At 51.1% G+C, this 18,107-nt stretch carries 17 protein-coding genes; 13 read left to right on the top strand and 4 right to left on the bottom strand.

The features are described 5' to 3' along the window. Window positions 1–353 precede the first annotated feature (353 nt). The 12 genes from ET33_RS26485 (at window position 354) to ET33_RS26435 (ending at window position 14,091) form a co-directional block, all read left to right on the top strand. The gene (locus ET33_RS26485) at window positions 354–980 is read left to right on the top strand and encodes a response regulator transcription factor (RefSeq protein ID WP_036689306.1); all 627 of its coding nucleotides are present in this window, start codon (window positions 354–356) and stop codon (window positions 978–980) included. A 152-nt stretch (window positions 981–1,132) separates the two neighbouring features. Next, window positions 1,133–1,306: a gallidermin/nisin family lantibiotic gene (locus ET33_RS37790; protein WP_081890515.1), complete on the top strand. Its 174-nt coding sequence runs from the start codon at window positions 1,133–1,135 to the stop codon at window positions 1,304–1,306. A 103-nt stretch (window positions 1,307–1,409) separates the two neighbouring features. After that, window positions 1,410–4,583 (top strand): lantibiotic dehydratase, encoded by a 3,174-nt coding sequence (locus ET33_RS26480; RefSeq protein ID WP_036689297.1) that lies wholly within the window; start codon window positions 1,410–1,412, stop codon window positions 4,581–4,583. Window positions 4,584–4,623: 40 nt separating this feature from the next. After that, the gene (locus ET33_RS26475) at window positions 4,624–6,498 is read left to right on the top strand and encodes an ABC transporter ATP-binding protein (RefSeq protein ID WP_036689292.1); all 1,875 of its coding nucleotides are present in this window, start codon (window positions 4,624–4,626) and stop codon (window positions 6,496–6,498) included. A gap of 14 nt (window positions 6,499–6,512) precedes the next feature. Then, window positions 6,513–7,856: a lanthionine synthetase C family protein gene (locus ET33_RS26470; protein WP_051775646.1), complete on the top strand. Its 1,344-nt coding sequence runs from the start codon at window positions 6,513–6,515 to the stop codon at window positions 7,854–7,856. Window positions 7,857–8,311: 455 nt separating this feature from the next. Continuing rightward, window positions 8,312–9,043, top strand: a complete 732-nt coding sequence (locus ET33_RS26465; protein WP_036689287.1) for a lantibiotic protection ABC transporter ATP-binding subunit — start codon at window positions 8,312–8,314, stop codon at window positions 9,041–9,043. Next, a complete protein-coding gene (locus ET33_RS26460; RefSeq protein WP_036689283.1) occupies window positions 9,043–9,792 on the top strand; it encodes a lantibiotic immunity ABC transporter MutE/EpiE family permease subunit in 750 nt (249 codons plus the stop codon). The genes ET33_RS26465 and ET33_RS26460 overlap by 1 nt, the downstream gene beginning before the upstream one ends. A gap of 3 nt (window positions 9,793–9,795) precedes the next feature. After that, a complete protein-coding gene (locus ET33_RS26455) occupies window positions 9,796–10,560 on the top strand; it encodes an ABC transporter permease (RefSeq protein ID WP_036689280.1) in 765 nt (254 codons plus the stop codon). Between the two features lie 11 nt (window positions 10,561–10,571). Continuing rightward, a complete protein-coding gene (locus tag ET33_RS26450; protein WP_051775644.1) occupies window positions 10,572–11,510 on the top strand; it encodes an ATP-binding cassette domain-containing protein in 939 nt (312 codons plus the stop codon). A 30-nt stretch (window positions 11,511–11,540) separates the two neighbouring features. After that, complete coding sequence (locus ET33_RS26445) at window positions 11,541–12,275, top strand: ABC transporter permease (protein WP_036689276.1); 735 nt, start codon at window positions 11,541–11,543, stop codon at window positions 12,273–12,275. A 161-nt stretch (window positions 12,276–12,436) separates the two neighbouring features. Continuing rightward, complete coding sequence (locus ET33_RS26440; protein ID WP_036689273.1) at window positions 12,437–13,156, top strand: response regulator transcription factor; 720 nt, start codon at window positions 12,437–12,439, stop codon at window positions 13,154–13,156. After that, the gene (locus ET33_RS26435; RefSeq protein WP_051775642.1) at window positions 13,153–14,091 is read left to right on the top strand and encodes a sensor histidine kinase; all 939 of its coding nucleotides are present in this window, start codon (window positions 13,153–13,155) and stop codon (window positions 14,089–14,091) included. The genes ET33_RS26440 and ET33_RS26435 overlap by 4 nt, the downstream gene beginning before the upstream one ends. A gap of 104 nt (window positions 14,092–14,195) precedes the next feature. Here ET33_RS26435 and ET33_RS26430 read toward each other — a convergent pair whose 3' ends face one another. Beyond that, window positions 14,196–15,632 carry a sigma-54 interaction domain-containing protein gene (locus ET33_RS26430; RefSeq protein WP_036689270.1) on the bottom strand — a complete coding sequence of 479 codons (1,437 nt, stop codon included), beginning with the start codon at window positions 15,630–15,632 and terminating at the stop codon, window positions 14,196–14,198. 325 nt (window positions 15,633–15,957) lie between these two features. Here ET33_RS26430 and ET33_RS26425 point away from each other — a divergent pair, with 325 nt between their 5' ends. Next, the gene (locus ET33_RS26425) at window positions 15,958–16,215 is read left to right on the top strand and encodes a hypothetical protein (RefSeq protein ID WP_036689268.1); all 258 of its coding nucleotides are present in this window, start codon (window positions 15,958–15,960) and stop codon (window positions 16,213–16,215) included. A 119-nt stretch (window positions 16,216–16,334) separates the two neighbouring features. Here ET33_RS26425 and ET33_RS26420 read toward each other — a convergent pair whose 3' ends face one another. The 3 genes from ET33_RS26420 to ET33_RS26410 are packed head-to-tail and all read right to left on the bottom strand — an operon-like array spanning window position 16,335 to window position 17,921. Beyond that, window positions 16,335–16,628 carry a DUF5316 domain-containing protein gene (locus ET33_RS26420; RefSeq protein WP_036689264.1) on the bottom strand — a complete coding sequence of 98 codons (294 nt, stop codon included), beginning with the start codon at window positions 16,626–16,628 and terminating at the stop codon, window positions 16,335–16,337. 48 nt (window positions 16,629–16,676) lie between these two features. Next, a complete protein-coding gene (locus ET33_RS26415) occupies window positions 16,677–17,339 on the bottom strand; it encodes a DUF2625 family protein (protein ID WP_036689261.1) in 663 nt (220 codons plus the stop codon). Between the two features lie 15 nt (window positions 17,340–17,354). Continuing rightward, complete coding sequence (locus ET33_RS26410) at window positions 17,355–17,921, bottom strand: hypothetical protein (RefSeq protein ID WP_036689256.1); 567 nt, start codon at window positions 17,919–17,921, stop codon at window positions 17,355–17,357. Window positions 17,922–18,107: the final 186 nt, after the last annotated feature.

Genomic DNA, 18,107 nt, shown 5'->3' with positions numbered 1-18,107 from the left:
GCCGGATGATGCCGGCGTGATAAAAGTAAAAAAAATTTGTCCAAAACAGCTAAATTGTAAATATATTAAATTGTGTAATATATTATAAATATTGTATAATAATACCATATACCAATGCGCAAACGAGTCAATTGGCTGCCGGGGGAAGGAAAAAAGGGGGAAAGCGGATGAGGGGATGAAGCGTTCCCGAATAGTCGGGATACCGTCGAACCAAGGTTACCTTTTTGTTTGGCCGTGTTTTTAGGGGAATTTGCGCCGGATCGGTATCCCCTCATGCTTGGCTTGATGCGAAGGACAAGCTTGCAGCGGAGGCCGGTCCCGGCATACCAATTACTTAAAGGAGCAGGCAAGCCATGAAAAATGTAACCATTTTAATCTTAGGGTTCAGGGAAATCGTTTTATTGGGGCTGACGACGTATCTTAGCAATCAGCGGGACCTTTGCATCTTTAGCGAAAAGTATGAATCGGAGAAAGAAACTTTCGAACTAATTCAATGCCTTCGGCCGGACGTTTTAATTTTTGAATTGAATCTGGAACAAGAAAAGGTGTTATCGGTTATTGAAAAGATGTGCAAAGCTTTTACGAACCTGAAGATCATGATTTACTCCGCTTATGAAAGCTTTTTTTTAGAAGACAAGGTGCTTTTAGCGGGTGCGGCCGCTTTTTTAACCAAAGATACAACGATGCATGAAATCTATGAATCGATCTTGATGGTCAGCAAAAAGTTCAAAATCTCCAATTACAAAAAAGCGGAGAGCAACTGCCTGTCCCCTCAGGAAGAAAAGGTGCTTGAATTTATTGCCTTAGGGCTTACAAACAAGGAAATTTCCAAACAACTTCACATTAGTGAGCGAACGGTTTCTTATTACGTAAGCAGCATCTTGATCAAGCTGGACGCACAGAGCAGAGTGGGGGCGGCATTAAAGGGCGTTTTAAAAGGCTATGTCAAAAACGAAGTCGTTGAGCTGATCCTGAAATAAGGAGCTTGCAATCACAATCCGCCAAATTGCAGAAACAGGCAAATGAATTTTTCTACATTTTACGTTATGCAACAATAATGGAAATAGTAAGATAAGAATCACACCGGGGATGGTTAACCTTCAAAATCAAAGCAGGGAAAGGAGGTACCGCAATGACAGACAAAAATCAAAATATTTTTGAATTGGATGTCCAAGTATTGAAAGGGCAATCATCCGTCGAACCTCAAGTCACAAGCGTCGCTCTCTGCACGCCGGGCTGCAATCCGACAGCTACGCTGTGTACAAGCTGCGCGTTTAACTGCACCTACAAAGCACCTTGTAAGTAAACCAAGCCGGTCATGCAAAAGAAGAGAAGCAGCTCTTGCTTCTCTTCTTCCCAATGCACAAGTGACTTGGTTCAGTATATTCCCACGATAAGGACGGATGAATATGGCTAAACTGCTCGCGGATCCATCCCTCACCCGATTCGGTTCTTTATTTACGGCCCTACCCTTTGTTATGATGCGCATGCCATTATTGCCGCTGGAGTCGTTTCGGACGATTCGCGAAGGGGATTTTTACATAGACTCGCTGCAGCGGTTGCTTGACACCGATTATGTAAACGAAGCGATCGCTGTAGCCAGCCCGAGCTTATATGAAGCGCTCCCGCATTTGGAGCGGCGAACGGATGAAAGGAAGACAAAGCAGGCGGCATCAAGCGCCTTGAAATATATATCGCGCATGTCGACGCGACCGACCCCATTCGGTCTATTTGCGGGCGTAGCCGTCGGCTGCCTGGCCGATACAACCGATGTCCGCTTGAATGCCCCCGAATATTACCGGAAGCGGACAAGACCGGATATGGAATGGCTGCTGCAGGTGGTTCATCAATTGGAGCGGCGCCCGGAGGTCGTCAGGCAGCTTCGGGTGATAAGAAATCATGCCGTTCAATGTACCGGCGGAAGACTGGAGTTGCTTTATCCGACAATGTCGGGACAGGCCAAACAGGCGGAAAACGGACACGATAACAAGATATCCGTCCGGGCGACTCCCCCGGCGGTGTACGCGTTGGAGCTTGCCGATCATCCGGTGAAATTCGAAGAGCTGATCCGCAGCTTGGCGTCCCGATATGGAAAGGAAGGCACGGACGAGCAGGTGATTGCCGACTTTGTATGGACCTTATTTACGAAGGAATTTTTAATCAGCGAGCTTCGGCCTCCGTTGACGGGAGTTTCCCCCCTAGACTATGTAATCGAGAGGCTTGAGCCTATACAAGGCGCGGATGAAGAGAAACGGCTGTTATCCCATGTGCGAACCCTGATTCAGGAATACGACGCCTGTCCGTTGGGGGAAGGAACGGAGCTGTACAGGGATCTCACGAAGCTCATGCGACAGCACGGAGAGACCGCGTCGGTCGTTCAAGTCGATTTGGCACTCTCTTCGCAAAAGATCGAGCTCAACCGCTCGATCGGCGAAGAAGCGGCGCGAGTCGGTGAAATCTTATGGCGGCTTTCCCAGTCTCAACGCGGTTTTGCCCATTTAAAAGAGTACCATACCCGTTTCTTGGAGAAGTACGGGGATTGCTGCGACGTGCCTATACTGGAATTGTTGAACGAGGAGACGGGACTCGGCGTTCCGGCTTCCTATCTGGTCTCGCCATTCAGCAGGAAAGAGGAACCTTCCGAAAAAACAAAGCGGGCTATCGAATGGGAACGTCTGACCATGGACAAGCTTGCCGGCGCTCTGTTCCATCGTGAAATGGAAATTGAATTGACGGACGAGCTCATCGAGCGGTTGGCGGATGGGGACAGCGATGCGGACGAGGCTCCCGATTCGATCGAGGTATATTTCGAAGTCATGGCTTCGTCACCAGAGTCGATCGACAAGGGAGAGTATACGCTGGCGCTGGGGCCTAATCCGGGGTCTCTTGAGGCCGGGTCCACCTTCGGTCGGTTTCTCGATATGTTTGACGACGAAACCCGGGACAAGCTGTGGCAAATCCGAAGCCGTCAACAACAATCCCGGCCCGATGCGGTCTTTGTCGAGGCTTCCTATATTCCCCAATATGGGAGAACAGCCAATGTGATGCTTGCGCCGAATTTGCGCGATGTTGAAATTGCGATCGGAACGAATAGCGCCGCAGGAAAGATTCCCCTGAAGCTGGATGACATTCTTGTCAGCGCCACAGCGGAGAGGTTGTATCTCAAATCGGCTTCCTTGGGCAAGGAAGTGGTTGTAACGGCCGGACATATGCTTAATTTTCAACAATCTCCGCCGGTATATCGGTTTATGCGCGAGCTCTCCTTTGAAGGCGTCCGAACCTGGCAGCCGTTCGAATGGGGGAGGCTGGAGCAGTTTGTTTTTTTACCCCGCGTGCGCTACGGCCGGACCATACTGTCTCCTGCGAAATGGAACTTGTATCCGCATAATGTTTCAACCGCCGGCAAGGTGGAGAGCGATGGCGAGTGGCATGACCGATTCACCGCCTGGAAGAACGAATGGATGGTCCCGCGCTACGTTTACATGGTGTTTACGGATCATCGCATTCTGCTGGATTTGGAGAATAAACAATTTATGGACGAAGTGCGAAAAGAACTGCTGGCGAATCAGCACGTCGTTCTTCACGAAATGACAGGCTCGTTCGAAGAGCGTTGGGTCTCCGGAGCCGGGGGCCGTTATAGCATGGAATGCGTAGTTCAGCTTGAGAAACGGCAAAAGACCTCCCGTTCCGTTCCGATCTCCCCGATCGTCAAAACGTGTTCCAAGGAAGAGCTGGCGAAGCTTCCGGGAAGCGACTGGTTATTTGTGAAGCTGTATGGCGGGGAGGATCGTCAGGATGAAATCATTGCGGGCGCCATTGTTGAATTTGCCGAGGCGGCCTTGCGGAATGAACTTGCCGATTCCTGGTTTTACATGAGGTACAAAGACCCTGATCCTCATATCCGGCTTCGGTTTCACGGACAGCCGCACGTATTGCTCGGGAAATTATTGCCCTCGCTGCACGATTGGGCCAACGCTTGCATGAAAGAAGGTCTGATCCAGAAACTGTCGGTTGATACGTATGAACGGGAAGTGGGGCGTTACGGAGGACCGTCCTGCATCTCCGATGCGGAGCGGGTATTTTTTGGCGATAGCAGGACCGCCGCGTCTTTGATTCGTTTGCTGCGTTATACGACATTGGAGTGGCCGAATTATGTGGTTGCCGCCGTAAGCGCGATCCAGATCATGAGTGAGTTCGGGATGAACTATTCCGAGCAGTTGGACGTACTGAACAGAATGATCGATAAAAACGATTATCGGGACGACTATCGGCCTTGGCGGCGGGAGCTGATAAGCGTTCTCGGTTCCGATCAGTGGCAGGAGTTGAGACAACGGCCTAGCGGGGAGTCGATCCTGCAGTCGTTCGCACACCGATCCGCCGCTTTACGCGCCTATGGGGAACGGGTTGCGGAGGAAAACCTGAACCGAAGGCTGTGGAACGAAACGCCGAATATCATCTCCAGCCTCATGCATATGCATTGCAACCGACTGTTGGGGATCAATCAGGAGCTGGAAAAAAAATCGTTGGCTTTTGCCGGCCATGCGCTCGATAGCCTTCTTCAATATTGGAAGCATGTGAAATAAGCGAATCGGCGCCTTGCGGGATGATAAAGGGGGAGACGTAATGCCGGACAACCGGACCGAAACTATGGATATGATCAGCGTTCCTAACGTCATTCGCTCATTTGGCTATTGGCCCCGCGTGTTTCAATTGCTTTGGAAGGCTTCCCCATTTTATCTTCTCGCCATGACGTCGCTAAATTTAATACAAGGCTTTTTACCGGCTCTATCGATCGGGGCAACCCAGCAATTAATCAACAGCCTTACGTCAAGCTGGGATGAGATGGTCGGCTCTTTTCTTTTTTTTGTCGGCGTGATGTTGTGCACGTTGTTGTCCTCCTCATTGCAAAGTTATGTGGAAACGCTGTTCCAAGGAAAGCTCTCCAACTCGATAAACCTACAGGTGATGGAAAAGGCGGCCAGCCTGACGTTGTCCGATTTTGAAAATGCCAAGGTGCAGGATCAACTGAAGCGAGTCCAGAACGATTCCGGACATCTGCCCTTTCAGATCACCAAACAGATGTTTGGCATCGTCAGCAATCTGGTTTCTTTGGCCGCGATTTCGGCGATTTTAGTGGTGTGGAAATGGTGGGTGGCGCTTCTGCTTTTCCTCATCCCGTTGGTTTCGTTTGTCTTCTATTTACGATTCGGACAGCGGCAATTTGTAGTCAATTGGAAGCGGGCGGACCGGTCCCGGACGGCCTGGTATTTAAGCTATTTGTTGACCCGGGACAGCTCCTTTAAAGAAGTTAAGCTTTATAATTTCGCAAGCCATTTGATTGCAAAATACAGGGAAATCGTGGAAGGCTTTTTGCGCGAAGACCGACGGCTGGCCCGCAAGCAGGCAGGGCTCACGTTTACTTTTCAATTCATTGATTTAGGGATGTTTTCATTGATCCTATTTTTGGCATTCTGGTCAGCATTTCAGCGGCAAATTCAGCTTGGGAATGTGGTCGGCATTATTCAGGCCATTACCCAGATCCAGAGCAAATCGCAAAGTATGGTTCAACAAGTGCTGGGTTTGTGTCAAAGCAATCTATACATGGAGCAATTGTTTGCTTTTTTGGATATTCGTGCAGGCAGGACGGAAAGGCGGGACAAGGATGCTCCTGCTCCGGATAAACCTGAAGACAGGCCGGTTCTTCGGATCGAAAGAATCGAATTCAAGGATGTATCTTTTAGCTATCCGGAGCAAAATCAGGCTACCCTGAGGCACATCGGCTTTACCATGGAGCGGGGAGAATCGCTGGCTATTGTCGGGCACAACGGATCGGGAAAATCGACGCTAATCAAGCTGTTGATGCAATTGTATACGGCCGGTCAGGGACAAATTCTGGTCAATGGCCTGCCTGTGCAAGCCTACGACCTTTCCGCGTATCAGGAGCGAATCGGGGCCGTTTTCCAGGATTTCGTACAATATGAAATGCCACTGCGCCATAACGTCGGATATGGGAACATTGAAGAAATGGATAATGAGCGGAAATTATGGCAAGCTTCCTCGGCTGCGGGCATCGATGCTTTCATCGAAAAGCTGCCCAAGCGGTTCGATACCCAGCTCGGCCGTTGGTTTGAGGACGGCTATCAATTGTCCGGCGGACAATGGCAGCGGGTGGCCATCGCAAGAGCGTTTATGAGAGACGCCGATGTTTACATTCTCGATGAACCCAGTTCATTTCTCGATCCGCAGGCCGAGCGCGAAGTGTTCGAAAGATTCCGCGAGCTGGTCAACGGCCGCATCGGTATCTTTATCTCTCACCGGTTATCCTCCGTCGCATTTGCGGACAAGATTATGGTTCTCCATCAGGGGGAAGTCGTTGAGATAGGTACGCATCGCGAGCTGATGAACAACAACGGAACGTATGCCAAGCTTTATCGTATTCAAGCGGATACCTATATTCGGCAGGCTGCGGAGCAGCGGGATTATACCAATATCGTATAAAGGCGGGATCGGACATGGAAGCTGCGAAGGATTGGGTATGCACAACGGCGAACAGCGAATTGGCCGCAAGCTTGAGCTTGGAACTGGCAAAGCGGTTGAAAGACCCGGCCCGGGTCAAACAAATCGTGACCGCCCCCGGCAACATTTCCATGCTGGGCGGCCACCCGTGGGACGACGTCGCCTTGGCGGCCGGTTACCCCGGGACCATCCTTCTGTTTACGCAATGGGACCGACAGGCCCCCGACGAGGGTTGGGATCTCGTTGCCCATAGTCATTTATTGGCGCTGCAGGAAGGCTTGAGGCAAAAAGGCTGCCCGAATATATCCATGTTTTGCGGACTCGCGGGCGCGGCGTTCGCCGTGATGTCCGCATCGCGAAAAGGAACGCGGTATACGGGATTTATGGCGGAGCTGAATGAGCGGATCGCGGACGGGGTATTGGATATGGTCAAAGACTTCAGACAGTCTGCAGAGACGGAGCGGGGCGTTTCGCCTACATTTTACGATGTTATTATGGGCTTGACGGGAACGGGCCGCTATTTGCTGGAATGGAAACATAACGACAAAGCCGCTTCCGCTCTAACGGCGATATTGGAGTATCTGGTCGAGTTGACTTATCCGATCGAGGTGAACGGTTATTCCGTTCCCGGATGGTATGTTCCGCAAAAATACCAGTTTACGGATCAAGACAAAGTGAACTTTCCCAACGGATCGTTTAATTGCGGATTAGCTCACGGCATTCCGGGCCCGTTTGCTCTCATGAGCCTTGCGCTTCAAAAAGGCGTCGAGGTGAAGGATCAAAGAACGGCGATGCGGCGTATCGCGCAATGGCTGATGGATCACGCGGCGATGGGAGAACACGGACATTTCTGGCCCAGCGTGATTTCCTTCGAGCAGGAAACGGCTCAAGAAGGGGAGCTGCAACGGACGAGAGACGCATGGTGTTACGGGAGCGCCGGCGTTGCCCGTTCGTTATTTCTGGCCGGCAGAGCTCTTGGCGACGAGCTTTTGTGCCGCTGGGGGGTGCGCGGGTTCGATTCCATCTTCGCCCGACCGGAAGAGCAATGGAGGTTGGACGGCCCAACGTTTTGCCACGGCCATTGCGGACTGTTGCAAATGACGTTAAGAATGGCCCAGGATACCGGGGAGGAGCGATTTAAGGGTTACGTTGATCGGCTTTCGGATATCGTGTTCCAATACTACGAACCCGATTCGCCTTTGGGATTCCGGGATCTGGAAATCACCCAAGGGATTGAAAAAGCCGGCTTGCTGGACGGAACGCCGGGCATCGCTCTGACCCTGTTATCGTTGTCGCTACGTACAGAACCGACATGGGATTATCCTTTTTTAATCGCCTAGCGCCGAAGAACCGTCCGGACAATCCGGACGGTTCAGAGTATTGAGAAAGAGGTTATTGGCTGAATTAGAGATGCAAACGGAGGTGGGGTATGCACTGGAGGAGCGATAGCGTTCGCCTTTGTCCGCGGGAAATATCCGCTGCGAAGCGGCTTCAAATCAAAATTTCCTGCGGACCCGGGGTCCCCGCAAAGTACTAGGACTGAGCTTCTCTGATTCAACTTCACTTTGTGGGGTGGAGCAGCGACCGGAAGTGGATACCCCACCCCTTCGTAACCTCTATTACTCAATTCACTACTTTCTCAACAAGCTCGACCGTCCGGACAATCCGGCCGGTTTTTTATTTTTTCCATCCATTTTGGAAAGGTAAGACTTTTGTAAGCCTTTCTTTAATGGACCGTAAGACGTCTCGCTTATCATAAAATCATCGAATAAGAAAATAGGGAGGAAACATCGTCATGCGGCACATCGTAAAAACCGAAGGCTTAACCAAGCAGTTTGGCAGACAGCATGCCGTCCGGGATGTCAGCTTAGCCATATCGGAGGGATGCGTATACGGGCTTCTTGGCCCGAATGGAGCCGGGAAGACGACGGTTCTGAAAATGCTGGTCGGTCTTCTGCGTCCGACTTCAGGGACAATCGAGCTGTTCGGCGAGCCTTGGCAGCGACAACAATTAGCCCGTGTCGGAACGTTGATTGAGACGCCGGGACTTTACAATCATTTAACCGGCAGGGAAAATCTTCAGGTTCATCAGCGCTTGCTGAGACTGCCGAAGCAGCGGGTTGACGAAGTTCTCCGGATCGTCGGACTGAGCGAGGTGAATCCCCATAAAAAAACGGCCGCCTATTCGCTTGGCATGAAGCAGCGGCTTGGCATCGCGATTGCTCTGCTGAACCAACCGAAGCTGCTTATTCTCGACGAGCCGACCAACGGGCTGGACCCGATGGGCATCCGCGAAATGCGTTCCCTGATTCATTCGTTTACCGAACAGGGAATGACCGTTATTCTGTCCAGCCATATCCTTAGCGAAGTCGAGCAGATCGTACAGGAAGTGGGGATTATCAATCGGGGACAGCTTCAATACCAAGGTACGCTTCAAGATTTGAAGAAACTGGGCAGCGAAAAAGATGATCTTGAATCGTTGTTTATGCGGTATATCGAAGAAAGCGGAGAAGGGAGAGTCGGCTGATGGCGTACTACGATTCGGAATGGCTTAAATACCGCAGAACCTTAACGCCGTGGCTCGTCGTCTGCGGCCCGTTGGTTTTTGCTTTGGCTCAGATGGCGTTTAATATGATCAGTCCCCTTGAAAATACGTGGGAACATATCTTGATGAATGTGCATAATTGGTGGGCGATTATCGGGTTTCCGTTCGGCGTAATCCTGCTGACCGCTCTTGCCGTTTTTTATGAAAGGCGTTCCGGAGCATTAAAGGTGCTGAATGCGTATCCTCTGCAGCCGGCAAAGCAGTATGCCGCCAAATTTGCGGTTACTTCCGTTCATGTTCTCATCGCCAGTTTCGTCTTTGTCGTATTTGTATTTGGCTTGAACTTTTGGGCCGCGTCCGGGTCCGTTCCCTGGGACAGCTTGCTTACCGGTTTTCTGTGCGCCTGGCTCGCGGGATTGGCGCAAATCGCGATCATGCTGTGGATTGCTCACGGCTTCGGCTTTGGATTGACTGTCATCGTCGGCTTCATCGGCATCGTTTCGGGAATTCTTATGTCCGAACAGCCCTACTGGATCATGAATCCGTGGGCCTGGCCGATCCGCTGTCTCATTCCTCTCTTCAAATTTCATACGAACGGTTTGCCGCTAGAGCCCGATAGTCCGCTTCAAGACCCGTCCCTTATCTTAATCGCCGTTGTCCTGGGGATCGTTTCGGCAGGAATTGTTACCGGCTTCGGCATGCTATGGTATAACAGGCGGGAGGTCCGTTAACCGATGTTCGCGAGCGTTTGTTCGGAGTGGATCAAATATCGGCGAACGGCCATTCCGTGGATTGCGTTTTTGGCTCCTCTGGCATTTATGGGGATCGTATTACTGTATGCTTATCCGCATCATGGGGAGAAAACCGCCGATACGTTGGTTCAGGATATGATGGATCAAGCCGCACAGCTCTGGTACGGCGTTTGGTTTCCGTTGGGTTGGGGACTTCTTACCGGGTTATCCGCCCAATTCGAAGCTGCTTCCGGCAATTGGCTTGCCTTGCGCGTTAGAGAAGTTTCGCCTGCCAAGCTTTATGGAGCCAAAATGATTGTCCTTGCGATCTATACGGGACTCAGCACTTTATGGCTGTTCATTCTGCTTGCCGTTGCCGGAAACTTATTGGGCGTTCCCGACGCCGAGCCGTGGTGGGCCGTAGCGGCCGCATTGCTTGCGGGCTGGATCGCCTCCCTCCCCTTATTGTTCATCTCCTTATGGCTGGCGGAAGCATTCAATTGGGCGGTTGCCGTCGGGTTTGGGACCATAGGCATATTGATCGCCTCCCTTATCGGGGCGACGAGTCTTGGCAACGGCAACTGGACATTTATTCCTTGGTCCTGGCCGATAAAATTTACGTATATGAGCTATCTTTCCCTGACGCAGAGCGGGGAGAACCTATTTCCGGTAACCGTTTATTGGAACGTTCTTGTATCGGCTATCGTCCTGAGTATGGCAATAACAGGAATTAGTGTAAAATGGTTTAAAGACAGAGAAGTCAAATAGACGGACGCGGAGTGAAAACGGTGACCTATGTGCTGCGAACCGCATCATTAACCAAGAAATATAAAAGCAGGAACGTGATCAATCATGTGAATTTAAACATCCAACGCGGAGAAATCTATGCCGTCCTAGGCAAAAGCGGCGCGGGGAAAACGACGCTGCTGCGTATGCTGATGGGGCTGGTCAACCCGACCGGCGGGGAAATCGAATGGTTCGGCCAAAAATCGATACGCACCAATCCCCGGCTGTACGAAAAAATTGGCATCATGACAGGAGCTTCCGGATTTGTCCCCCACTTGACCGCCGCGGAAAATCTGGACATTCACCGGATGTTGATGGGCGTCCCTTCCCGCCGGTACGTCGATGAGGCGCTGGAAAACGTAAATCTTACGGCCGCCAGTAATATCCGCTTCGCCAAATTATCGTTCGGCATGCAGCAGCGGCTTGGCCTCGCCAGAGCGCTGCTGCATCAGCCGGAATTGCTGCTGCTGGATGAGCCGTTTAACGGGCTCGACTCACAGGAGATGCAGCAAATGTACCATTTGCTCGGCAGCTTGTCCCAGAGCCGTAAGACGGCAATGGTCATTTCGAGCCGTGTGGTAAGCGTCGTTCAACCGATCGCGAGGCGGATTGGTGTATTGCATGAGGGGACGATCGTTGCGGAACTTGATGACGATACGCTGGCGCTCAAGACGCGTCAATATATCCGTCTGAGAGTGAACGACGACATGAAAGCCAGCTTCCTGCTGGAACAATACATGGCTGTTTACGATTACATCGTTTTGCAGCCGGGATTGATTTTGATTTATGAACACATGGAGTGCTTGCCGGACATTGCCCGTCTGATGGTCGAGCATAAGGTGGATATTTTGGAGCTGTGCCCGGTCCAAAGAAAAATGGAGGACTATATGATGGAGCTGATGAGAGAAAACGGCCGGGAACCGAATCCTTGACGAAGGCGGGTCATGAAGGAGGGAAACCGCATGCTGACGCAAACCGTCACAGAGCTGATGAAGTTCAAACGTTCGAAAATGGGTTGGATTGTCGCCTTTTTGGTTATGGCGGATTGTTTCTCATGCTTCTTGCAGCTTGGTGCCAAAGACCTGACCTGGGATATGTTTTTAAACGAAAGATATATGAACCTCTGGATTCGTCCTGCACTGTTCACCTTTATTACGGGCTACCTCTTCACAAGGGATATTGGACTGCAAAGCGCCGGCATGCTTTTTACTTACCCGTTTCGCAGAAGCCAATGGTATTTCTCTAAGCTGGCAACGGCGGCCGCGATCATCGCCATGCTGCTGGCTCTTTCCTTTGCGATGCGTGTATTGATTGGACTGCCGCTGCTCTCCGAGCCTGCGGGCTTTGCTATTCTGAGCCGCCAGTTTATGCAGCTTGTTCTGACATGGCTGATCTATATCGGGCTTGTTCCGCTGTCCGCCTGCATTGCCTTATGGGTACGAAGCACCGTAATACTAGCTATGGCGAGCCTTGGAATTCTCATTCCCGGCTTTATGCTGGCCGTAATGTCCAGCGAATATATGAACTTGAATCCCTGGCTGCTCCCCTATTTATATTCGCACTATCCAAGCAACTTGCCGGATATGCCTTTATGGGACACGGGGTTATTCGTGACAGGAACCGTCGTTGTATTGTCCATGTTGGTCGGTTTGTACGTGTATACGAAAAAAAACGCCAATTACGAGGAAAGGGCGTAATTAGGCGCAGGCGAACGGCTGGCGTCGGCAAGCTCTTTTGAACTCATGACAGGCAATAGACGTGTTGATTCCTACCTTAGAGACAGGAATAATTTTACATTCGGGGCAAGGATGGAGTACCATGGAATTATCGCGAAAGATTGCCAAGAAGGTGAATAATAATGAGTTCAATTTCTATTTTGGTTGTGGAAGACGATTTGGAAATTAGCCAGCTTGTCGCAAGCGCGCTTGAGAAGGAAGGGTACGAGGTAGATATGGTTCATAACGGGGAAGAGGCGTGTCGCAGATTTCTGGATAGGCATTACGATTTGGCGATTCTGGATATTATGCTGCCGGGGGTTGACGGATTGGAGCTGCTGCGCAGAATCCGTGAAACGGACAAAATTCCCGTATTGATCTTGTCGGCCAAAGATCAGGAAGTCGATAAAATCGTCGGTTTGGGCCTGGGCGCGGACGATTATCTCACGAAGCCTTTTTTGCTTGGAGAATTGCTGGCCCGGGTGAAGGCCCAACTGCGCCGTTATCTTTATTTTCGACCCGGCCATTCGGACGCAGCTCCGGTTTCCATATTAACCTACAACGGCTTGAAATTGAATTTGTGTACGATGGAAGTGAGTGTGAATGATCGGCTTGTCGCGCTGACTTCAAAGGAATTTGCCATTTTAAAATTATTGATGTCCTCGCCCAAAAGAGTATTTACGAAAACGCAAATTTTTGAGCAAATATGGGACGACCCTTACGCTTCCGAGACGGACGAAAATACAGTGATGGTCCATATCCGAAGACTTCGCACGAAGATCGAGCCGGACCCTTCGCAACCCGAGTATGTTCAGACCGTATGGGGAATCGGGTATCGGCTGGGGGGGAAGGAACGCCAATGAGCGCCGTTTCGATCCTTCTCGTGTTTTTTATGGCGGCTTGCGCCGTTTTATTGGCTGCTTATATCCAATGCCTCAGGCAAATACGAAGCATCACCCAAACGCTGCTGGAGTTTCAGTCCGGATGCGAAAGCGGCCCTGTATTTATCCGAACCCGCAGCATGGCCCTGAAGAGGTTGGCCGAGCAGTTGAATCTGCTTGCGGAACGCGTAAGGACGCTTACCGAGCGTATGGAGCATCTGGAAGCGGTGCAGAAAAGAATCATGACCCATATCGCGCACGACTTGCGGACTCCGCTCACTTCGCTTTCCGGCTATGCCGAGATGTTAAAGAACGATAGGGCATGGGACGAAGCCGCGGCCAAAAAATACATCGATATTATTTTTGCGAAGTCTCAGCGCTTAAGCGAATTGGTCCGGAATTTTTTCGAGTGGGCGAAATTGGAAGCCGACGATGCTCCCTTGAACTTTCAAAGGGTCGAATTGACGGCCAAGCTGCAGGAAATCGTTGTGAATTTCGTGCAGGAGTTTGAAAAAAAAGAAACGGTTCCGATTTTGGAGCTCCCTCGTCACCGGGTTTTTGTCTGGGCGGATGTATCCGGGCTTGAACGAATTTTGAACAATCTGATCTCCAATTCCATTCAGCACGGCCATGACGGAAAAACGCATGGCATTAAAGTGTGGGAAGAAAAAGACAAGGAGAGGGTCTGGATCGAAGTGTGGGACCGTGGGAGAGGCGTTGATCCTTCCGATATCCCGTTTATTTTTGAACGTCTCTATAAAGGGGGAGGACCCTCTCTCGAAGCTTCGCGCGGAAGCGGGTTAGGGTTAAGCATAACCAAAAAATTGGTCGAGAAGCACGGGGGCGAAATTGTTGTCCGCAGCACACCTTTTGAACAAACGGCCTTTTCATTTTATTTAAAAACAGCTGAGCCCTGATTTTTCTCTGTTACAATTAGGGCATGAAGCCATGGGCTCCGGGGTTATTTTTCCCTCGGAGCCCTATTGCGTTGGAGGGATTGCCCTTCGGAAAGGTAATAAGACTACGGCTTCCTCGCGATCCCGTACCGGTTCAGCTTGTACTGCAAAGCCTGCCGCTTGATCCCCAATGCTTGAGCGGCAAGGCTGATGTTGTACCCGTGACGCTTGAGCGCGTCGACGATCGCCTCCCGCTCCATCTGCTTCATCCGGTCCGTTAATTTCCCTGCCGGGAACGCCGTGAGGTCCGGCTTCCGCAGAGCGGGGGCCGGCACGGGACAGGGAGCCTCCCTCAGATTCGCCGGCAGGTAATGATCCTCAATGATCTCCTCTTCCGGCTCGATCATATTGAAGGCGGATTCGATGGCATGCCCCAATTCGCGAACGTTACCGGGCCAAGCGTAGGCCATGAACCGCTGCATGGCGGACGGAGCCATGCCCATAATTTTCATGCCGAACATCGGATTGAACTTCTCGATAAAATGCTGCGCGAGCAGCGGAATGTCCTCATGCCTGCGCAGCAGCGGCGGGAGCTGCAGGTTGACAACATTGAGCCGGAAAAAGAGGTCGTGCCGCAAAATGCCTTTGTCCAGCGCTTCCTGCGGTTCCATGTTCATCGCCGCCACGATTCTGACGTTCACCTGCTGCTCCGTCGTCCCCCCGATTCGCCGCACGATGCCGTCCTGCAGCACCCGCAGCAGCTTGGCTTGAAGCAGCAGGTCCAAGCTGTTGATCTCGTCCAGAAACAGCGTGCCGCCGCTGGCCTGCTCGAACAAGCCCGCTCGGTCCACCGCTCCAGTGAACGCGCCCCGGGTTGTACCGAACATGATGCCTTCCATCAGGTCGCCGGGCACGGCGGCGCAATTCTGTGCAATAAACGGATGATTGCGGCGGACGCTGGCGTTGTGCATGCTCTGGGCAAACAACTCCTTGCCTGTGCCCGTAGCCCCGCAGATGAAGACGGGAGAGCTGGTGCGAGACGCTTTTTTGGCCGTAGAAACCGCTTCCAGAAACGCCGGGCTTTCTCCGATTAAGTCGCTGAAATGATAGCGTGCCGCACCCGTCTTTTTGCCGTCCTTCTGCTTGGCTTGGTACAGCTGGTGACGCAGGTCCAGAATTTGATCGTGAAGCTGAACGATGCTTGTAATATCCTTGGCGACCTCCAGAGCACCCGTAAGCTGGCTGTTATCGAAGAGCGGATACGTGCGGTTGATGGTCGTAATGCGTTTGCCCGTAACGTTGACGTAGGTCTGTATTTTTTCGGGCACCTCTTGTCCAGTCTGCAGCACTTTGGCCAGCGTGCTCGTTTCGTGGGTTAAGGAAGGGTAGACGTGAAAAATATTTTTATGCAGCACTTGCTTCCGCGCAAGGCCGTCGATCTCCGCCATTTTGTCGTTATAAAAGACGGTCGTGCCTTCCTGGTTCACCAGATGGACGCCCACGTCGACCATATTTAATATTTTCTCGAAATATTGGGACCCGAATTCGTTCGGATCGGACATCAGGATCACCGCCTCCAGAAAAATCTCTCAACTAAAAAAATATGACATATCGAATAAGAAAAGAACACCGGCCCCCTCGCGCGAATAAGGTACGGAACTATTCTACTTGATAAACACAATTAAGGCAAAATTTTGAAATGTTAAAAGAGTCATGGACGCAGAGAATTTTGCACTCGTAGAAAGCCTGGCGAAAAAATTTGCGCCGCCGAGAACCAAACGGAGACTGCCAAGACTCTAATGGGGTGTATTGAATATGCGGGAGAGGAAGATGTACAATGAAACCTTATAAAATCCTGATCGCAACAACGGTTGCGGCGGCTTGTTTATGGCTTCGATTCCGGCGGCGCAGTTGCCGCAGAAGGCTTTTGCAGCAGAGGAGTTGATCGGAAAGTCGCTGACGGAGCTCGATCGGAAGACGGTGGAAGGGGCACGTCAGGCGATGCAGGAGCTGTGGCAGGGCAAACCCGTACACATCGAGCTGGAGGATAAAGTTATGGGAGAAAATGACGTTCAGTTTGTCATTGCTTCCAATCGTACGTACAAGAGTTTTCGCCGCTGGATAAAGAGCAGCCCGTTCGTCTGACGACCTATACGATGCCGCAAATCGAATTTTATAAGGAACTGGAAATGCGGATCCCGATTCGCTGATGGGTTTAAAGCCGTGCGGTCCTTGGTTGATGGACTTGCACGGCTTTTTTTAGACTACATCCAAGCGAAATAAACGACGGCGGCCAGGAGCAGGTTAGGGAATCCGATCATAAAACAATACGTTGCCCACTTCCCTCTGGCCGCTCTATCATTGGCGGTACTGGTCCAATAGTTGGCCCTCGCCCGATCACCGCTTACCCAGGAGCCTGTAAGGATGGCCGCCACTCCTATAAAAATCAGCCCGAATATCCCGGCATACGTATAAACTATGGCAGGGTCTTGCAAAAAGATAGCGGTCAGTGCGATAACGAGCAAGCAGCCTAGCCCAAGGATGAAGGAGTTTCTCATAAGCGATCACACTCCATTTTCGATGAAATCTTATCCGTTAGTACTTTCTCATTTAAGTTTACTATCGATTACAAAAATTTTCCATAGTTCTTCGATCGGAACGACGGATCTGGCGCGATCGGTAACGGGGCCGCCGTCCGCCCACAAGAACGGATAAATCAAAACCCCCTGATTTCCATCGATAGGCCGCATCTCTTCCGCCCAGCCTTCCCAACGAAAAGTCTCATAAAATTTTTGCACATCGCCAAAGCAAGTCCAATATAAAAAATCCGAAAACCCCATATCCAAGCTTTCCCACTCCAATGTATCGGGAGCAAAATAAAACACATCTCCCGGCTTACCCTCGAAAGCTCCGCCGTTCAGCGCAAAAAAGCCACCAACTACGTCGTCGGCTATTAAGAACGATGAAGGAAGTCTTGTGCTTTTTCCATCGGCGTCGATTTCATTCCACGTGATCAAATTCCTCGGCAGCCGACGACTGCCGGAGCCCAAGATGCGCAGCCAACCGTTCTCGATGAGAATGCCACCGGTATAGTACGCGACCGTACCCAATACGGATCGGGTCGTCACTTGCAGTTGATGCAGCACTTCTGCGGCTTCTTGCGGATTCGCAGGTAAAATCTCGACAGTGTTGGCCGCTTTGGCAACCCAGTCCTGCACTTCCAGCCATGTGGATTCCGATTCGTCAATGAGTTCATCCAACGATTTCATTTACAGCACCTCATTCTATGTAGAGATCGAATTAACTTCGACGAGAGCAAAATCCCGGCATTCGCACTCGACGGTGGCCTGCCGTAATGTTTTCATCCCTGTGACGGTAATGGAGCTGCCGTTGGTTAATTCGCCGTTTACAAGGATCATCTCGCCGGTTGCCCCTGTTTTGCGAAGCCATCCGCAGCCTCGGACAAGATGGTTTTGAACGAACGACACCGTGATCCAGTAGTCGTCCAAGGAATCCGGCCAGTGAAGCGGCTTGATACCTTCTGCCAGCAGCCGTTGAATACGCCAAGTTCCATGGGTGGGTACAAACACCTCTCCGTCCTGTGCGCCTGCAGCCGCTTCGTCCAAGGTCGCGGGCGTCGCGTTTGAAAGATAAAACGCATCCTTGGCCTCAGGCCCTGGAGTCAGGTGACCGCTGCAACTGATCAGTCTTATGATCAGACCGCTCGTGGCTCCAACGTAATCGCCAGCAGACAACCGTGCTTTGCTTAAAGGAATGACGGTGGCAGCCGTTATTTTGTTGCCTTGGAGCCTCAACGGACGCGCGGAATGTTCAAGTAACATAAAGGTCATCGTAAGTAAGCCCTCTCTTCATCCAAAAATTATACAACAACACGATCTCGATAAAAAATTTAACTATGCCGGGTTTGCGTTTTAAAATGGACGAGATATTTGATCGGACGTATATATACTGCTATACCACTTCTATCCAATCTGGATGCGGATATATCAAAATTTAGAGTTTATTATTGGAAAAAT

Origin of the sequence: Paenibacillus tyrphae (assembly GCF_000722545.1) — a bacterium.
GTDB lineage: Bacteria > Bacillota > Bacilli > Paenibacillales > NBRC-103111 > Paenibacillus_G > Paenibacillus_G tyrfis.
This window is presented reverse-complemented; position numbering and strand designations above follow the sequence as displayed.

What these genes read in the sequence shown, in the direction of transcription:
- ET33_RS26460 (WP_036689283.1), top strand. Translation starts at nt 9,043, where the DNA reads ATGGCGTACTACGATTCGGAATGGCTTAAATACCGCAGAACCTTAACG.
- ET33_RS26445 (WP_036689276.1), top strand. Translation starts at nt 11,541, where the DNA reads ATGCTGACGCAAACCGTCACAGAGCTGATGAAGTTCAAACGTTCGAAA.
- ET33_RS37790 (WP_081890515.1), top strand. Translation starts at nt 1,133, where the DNA reads ATGACAGACAAAAATCAAAATATTTTTGAATTGGATGTCCAAGTATTG.
- ET33_RS26475 (WP_036689292.1), top strand. Translation starts at nt 4,624, where the DNA reads ATGCCGGACAACCGGACCGAAACTATGGATATGATCAGCGTTCCTAAC.
- ET33_RS26415 (WP_036689261.1), bottom strand. Translation starts at nt 17,339, where the DNA reads ATGAAATCGTTGGATGAACTCATTGACGAATCGGAATCCACATGGCTG.
- ET33_RS26470 (WP_051775646.1), top strand. Translation starts at nt 6,513, where the DNA reads ATGGAAGCTGCGAAGGATTGGGTATGCACAACGGCGAACAGCGAATTG.
- ET33_RS26410 (WP_036689256.1), bottom strand. Translation starts at nt 17,921, where the DNA reads ATGACCTTTATGTTACTTGAACATTCCGCGCGTCCGTTGAGGCTCCAA.
- ET33_RS26420 (WP_036689264.1), bottom strand. Translation starts at nt 16,628, where the DNA reads ATGAGAAACTCCTTCATCCTTGGGCTAGGCTGCTTGCTCGTTATCGCA.
- ET33_RS26435 (WP_051775642.1), top strand. Translation starts at nt 13,153, where the DNA reads ATGAGCGCCGTTTCGATCCTTCTCGTGTTTTTTATGGCGGCTTGCGCC.
- ET33_RS26425 (WP_036689268.1), top strand. Translation starts at nt 15,958, where the DNA reads ATGGCTTCGATTCCGGCGGCGCAGTTGCCGCAGAAGGCTTTTGCAGCA.
- ET33_RS26430 (WP_036689270.1), bottom strand. Translation starts at nt 15,632, where the DNA reads ATGTCCGATCCGAACGAATTCGGGTCCCAATATTTCGAGAAAATATTA.
- ET33_RS26440 (WP_036689273.1), top strand. Translation starts at nt 12,437, where the DNA reads ATGAGTTCAATTTCTATTTTGGTTGTGGAAGACGATTTGGAAATTAGC.
- ET33_RS26485 (WP_036689306.1), top strand. Translation starts at nt 354, where the DNA reads ATGAAAAATGTAACCATTTTAATCTTAGGGTTCAGGGAAATCGTTTTA.
- ET33_RS26480 (WP_036689297.1), top strand. Translation starts at nt 1,410, where the DNA reads ATGGCTAAACTGCTCGCGGATCCATCCCTCACCCGATTCGGTTCTTTA.
- ET33_RS26455 (WP_036689280.1), top strand. Translation starts at nt 9,796, where the DNA reads ATGTTCGCGAGCGTTTGTTCGGAGTGGATCAAATATCGGCGAACGGCC.
- ET33_RS26465 (WP_036689287.1), top strand. Translation starts at nt 8,312, where the DNA reads ATGCGGCACATCGTAAAAACCGAAGGCTTAACCAAGCAGTTTGGCAGA.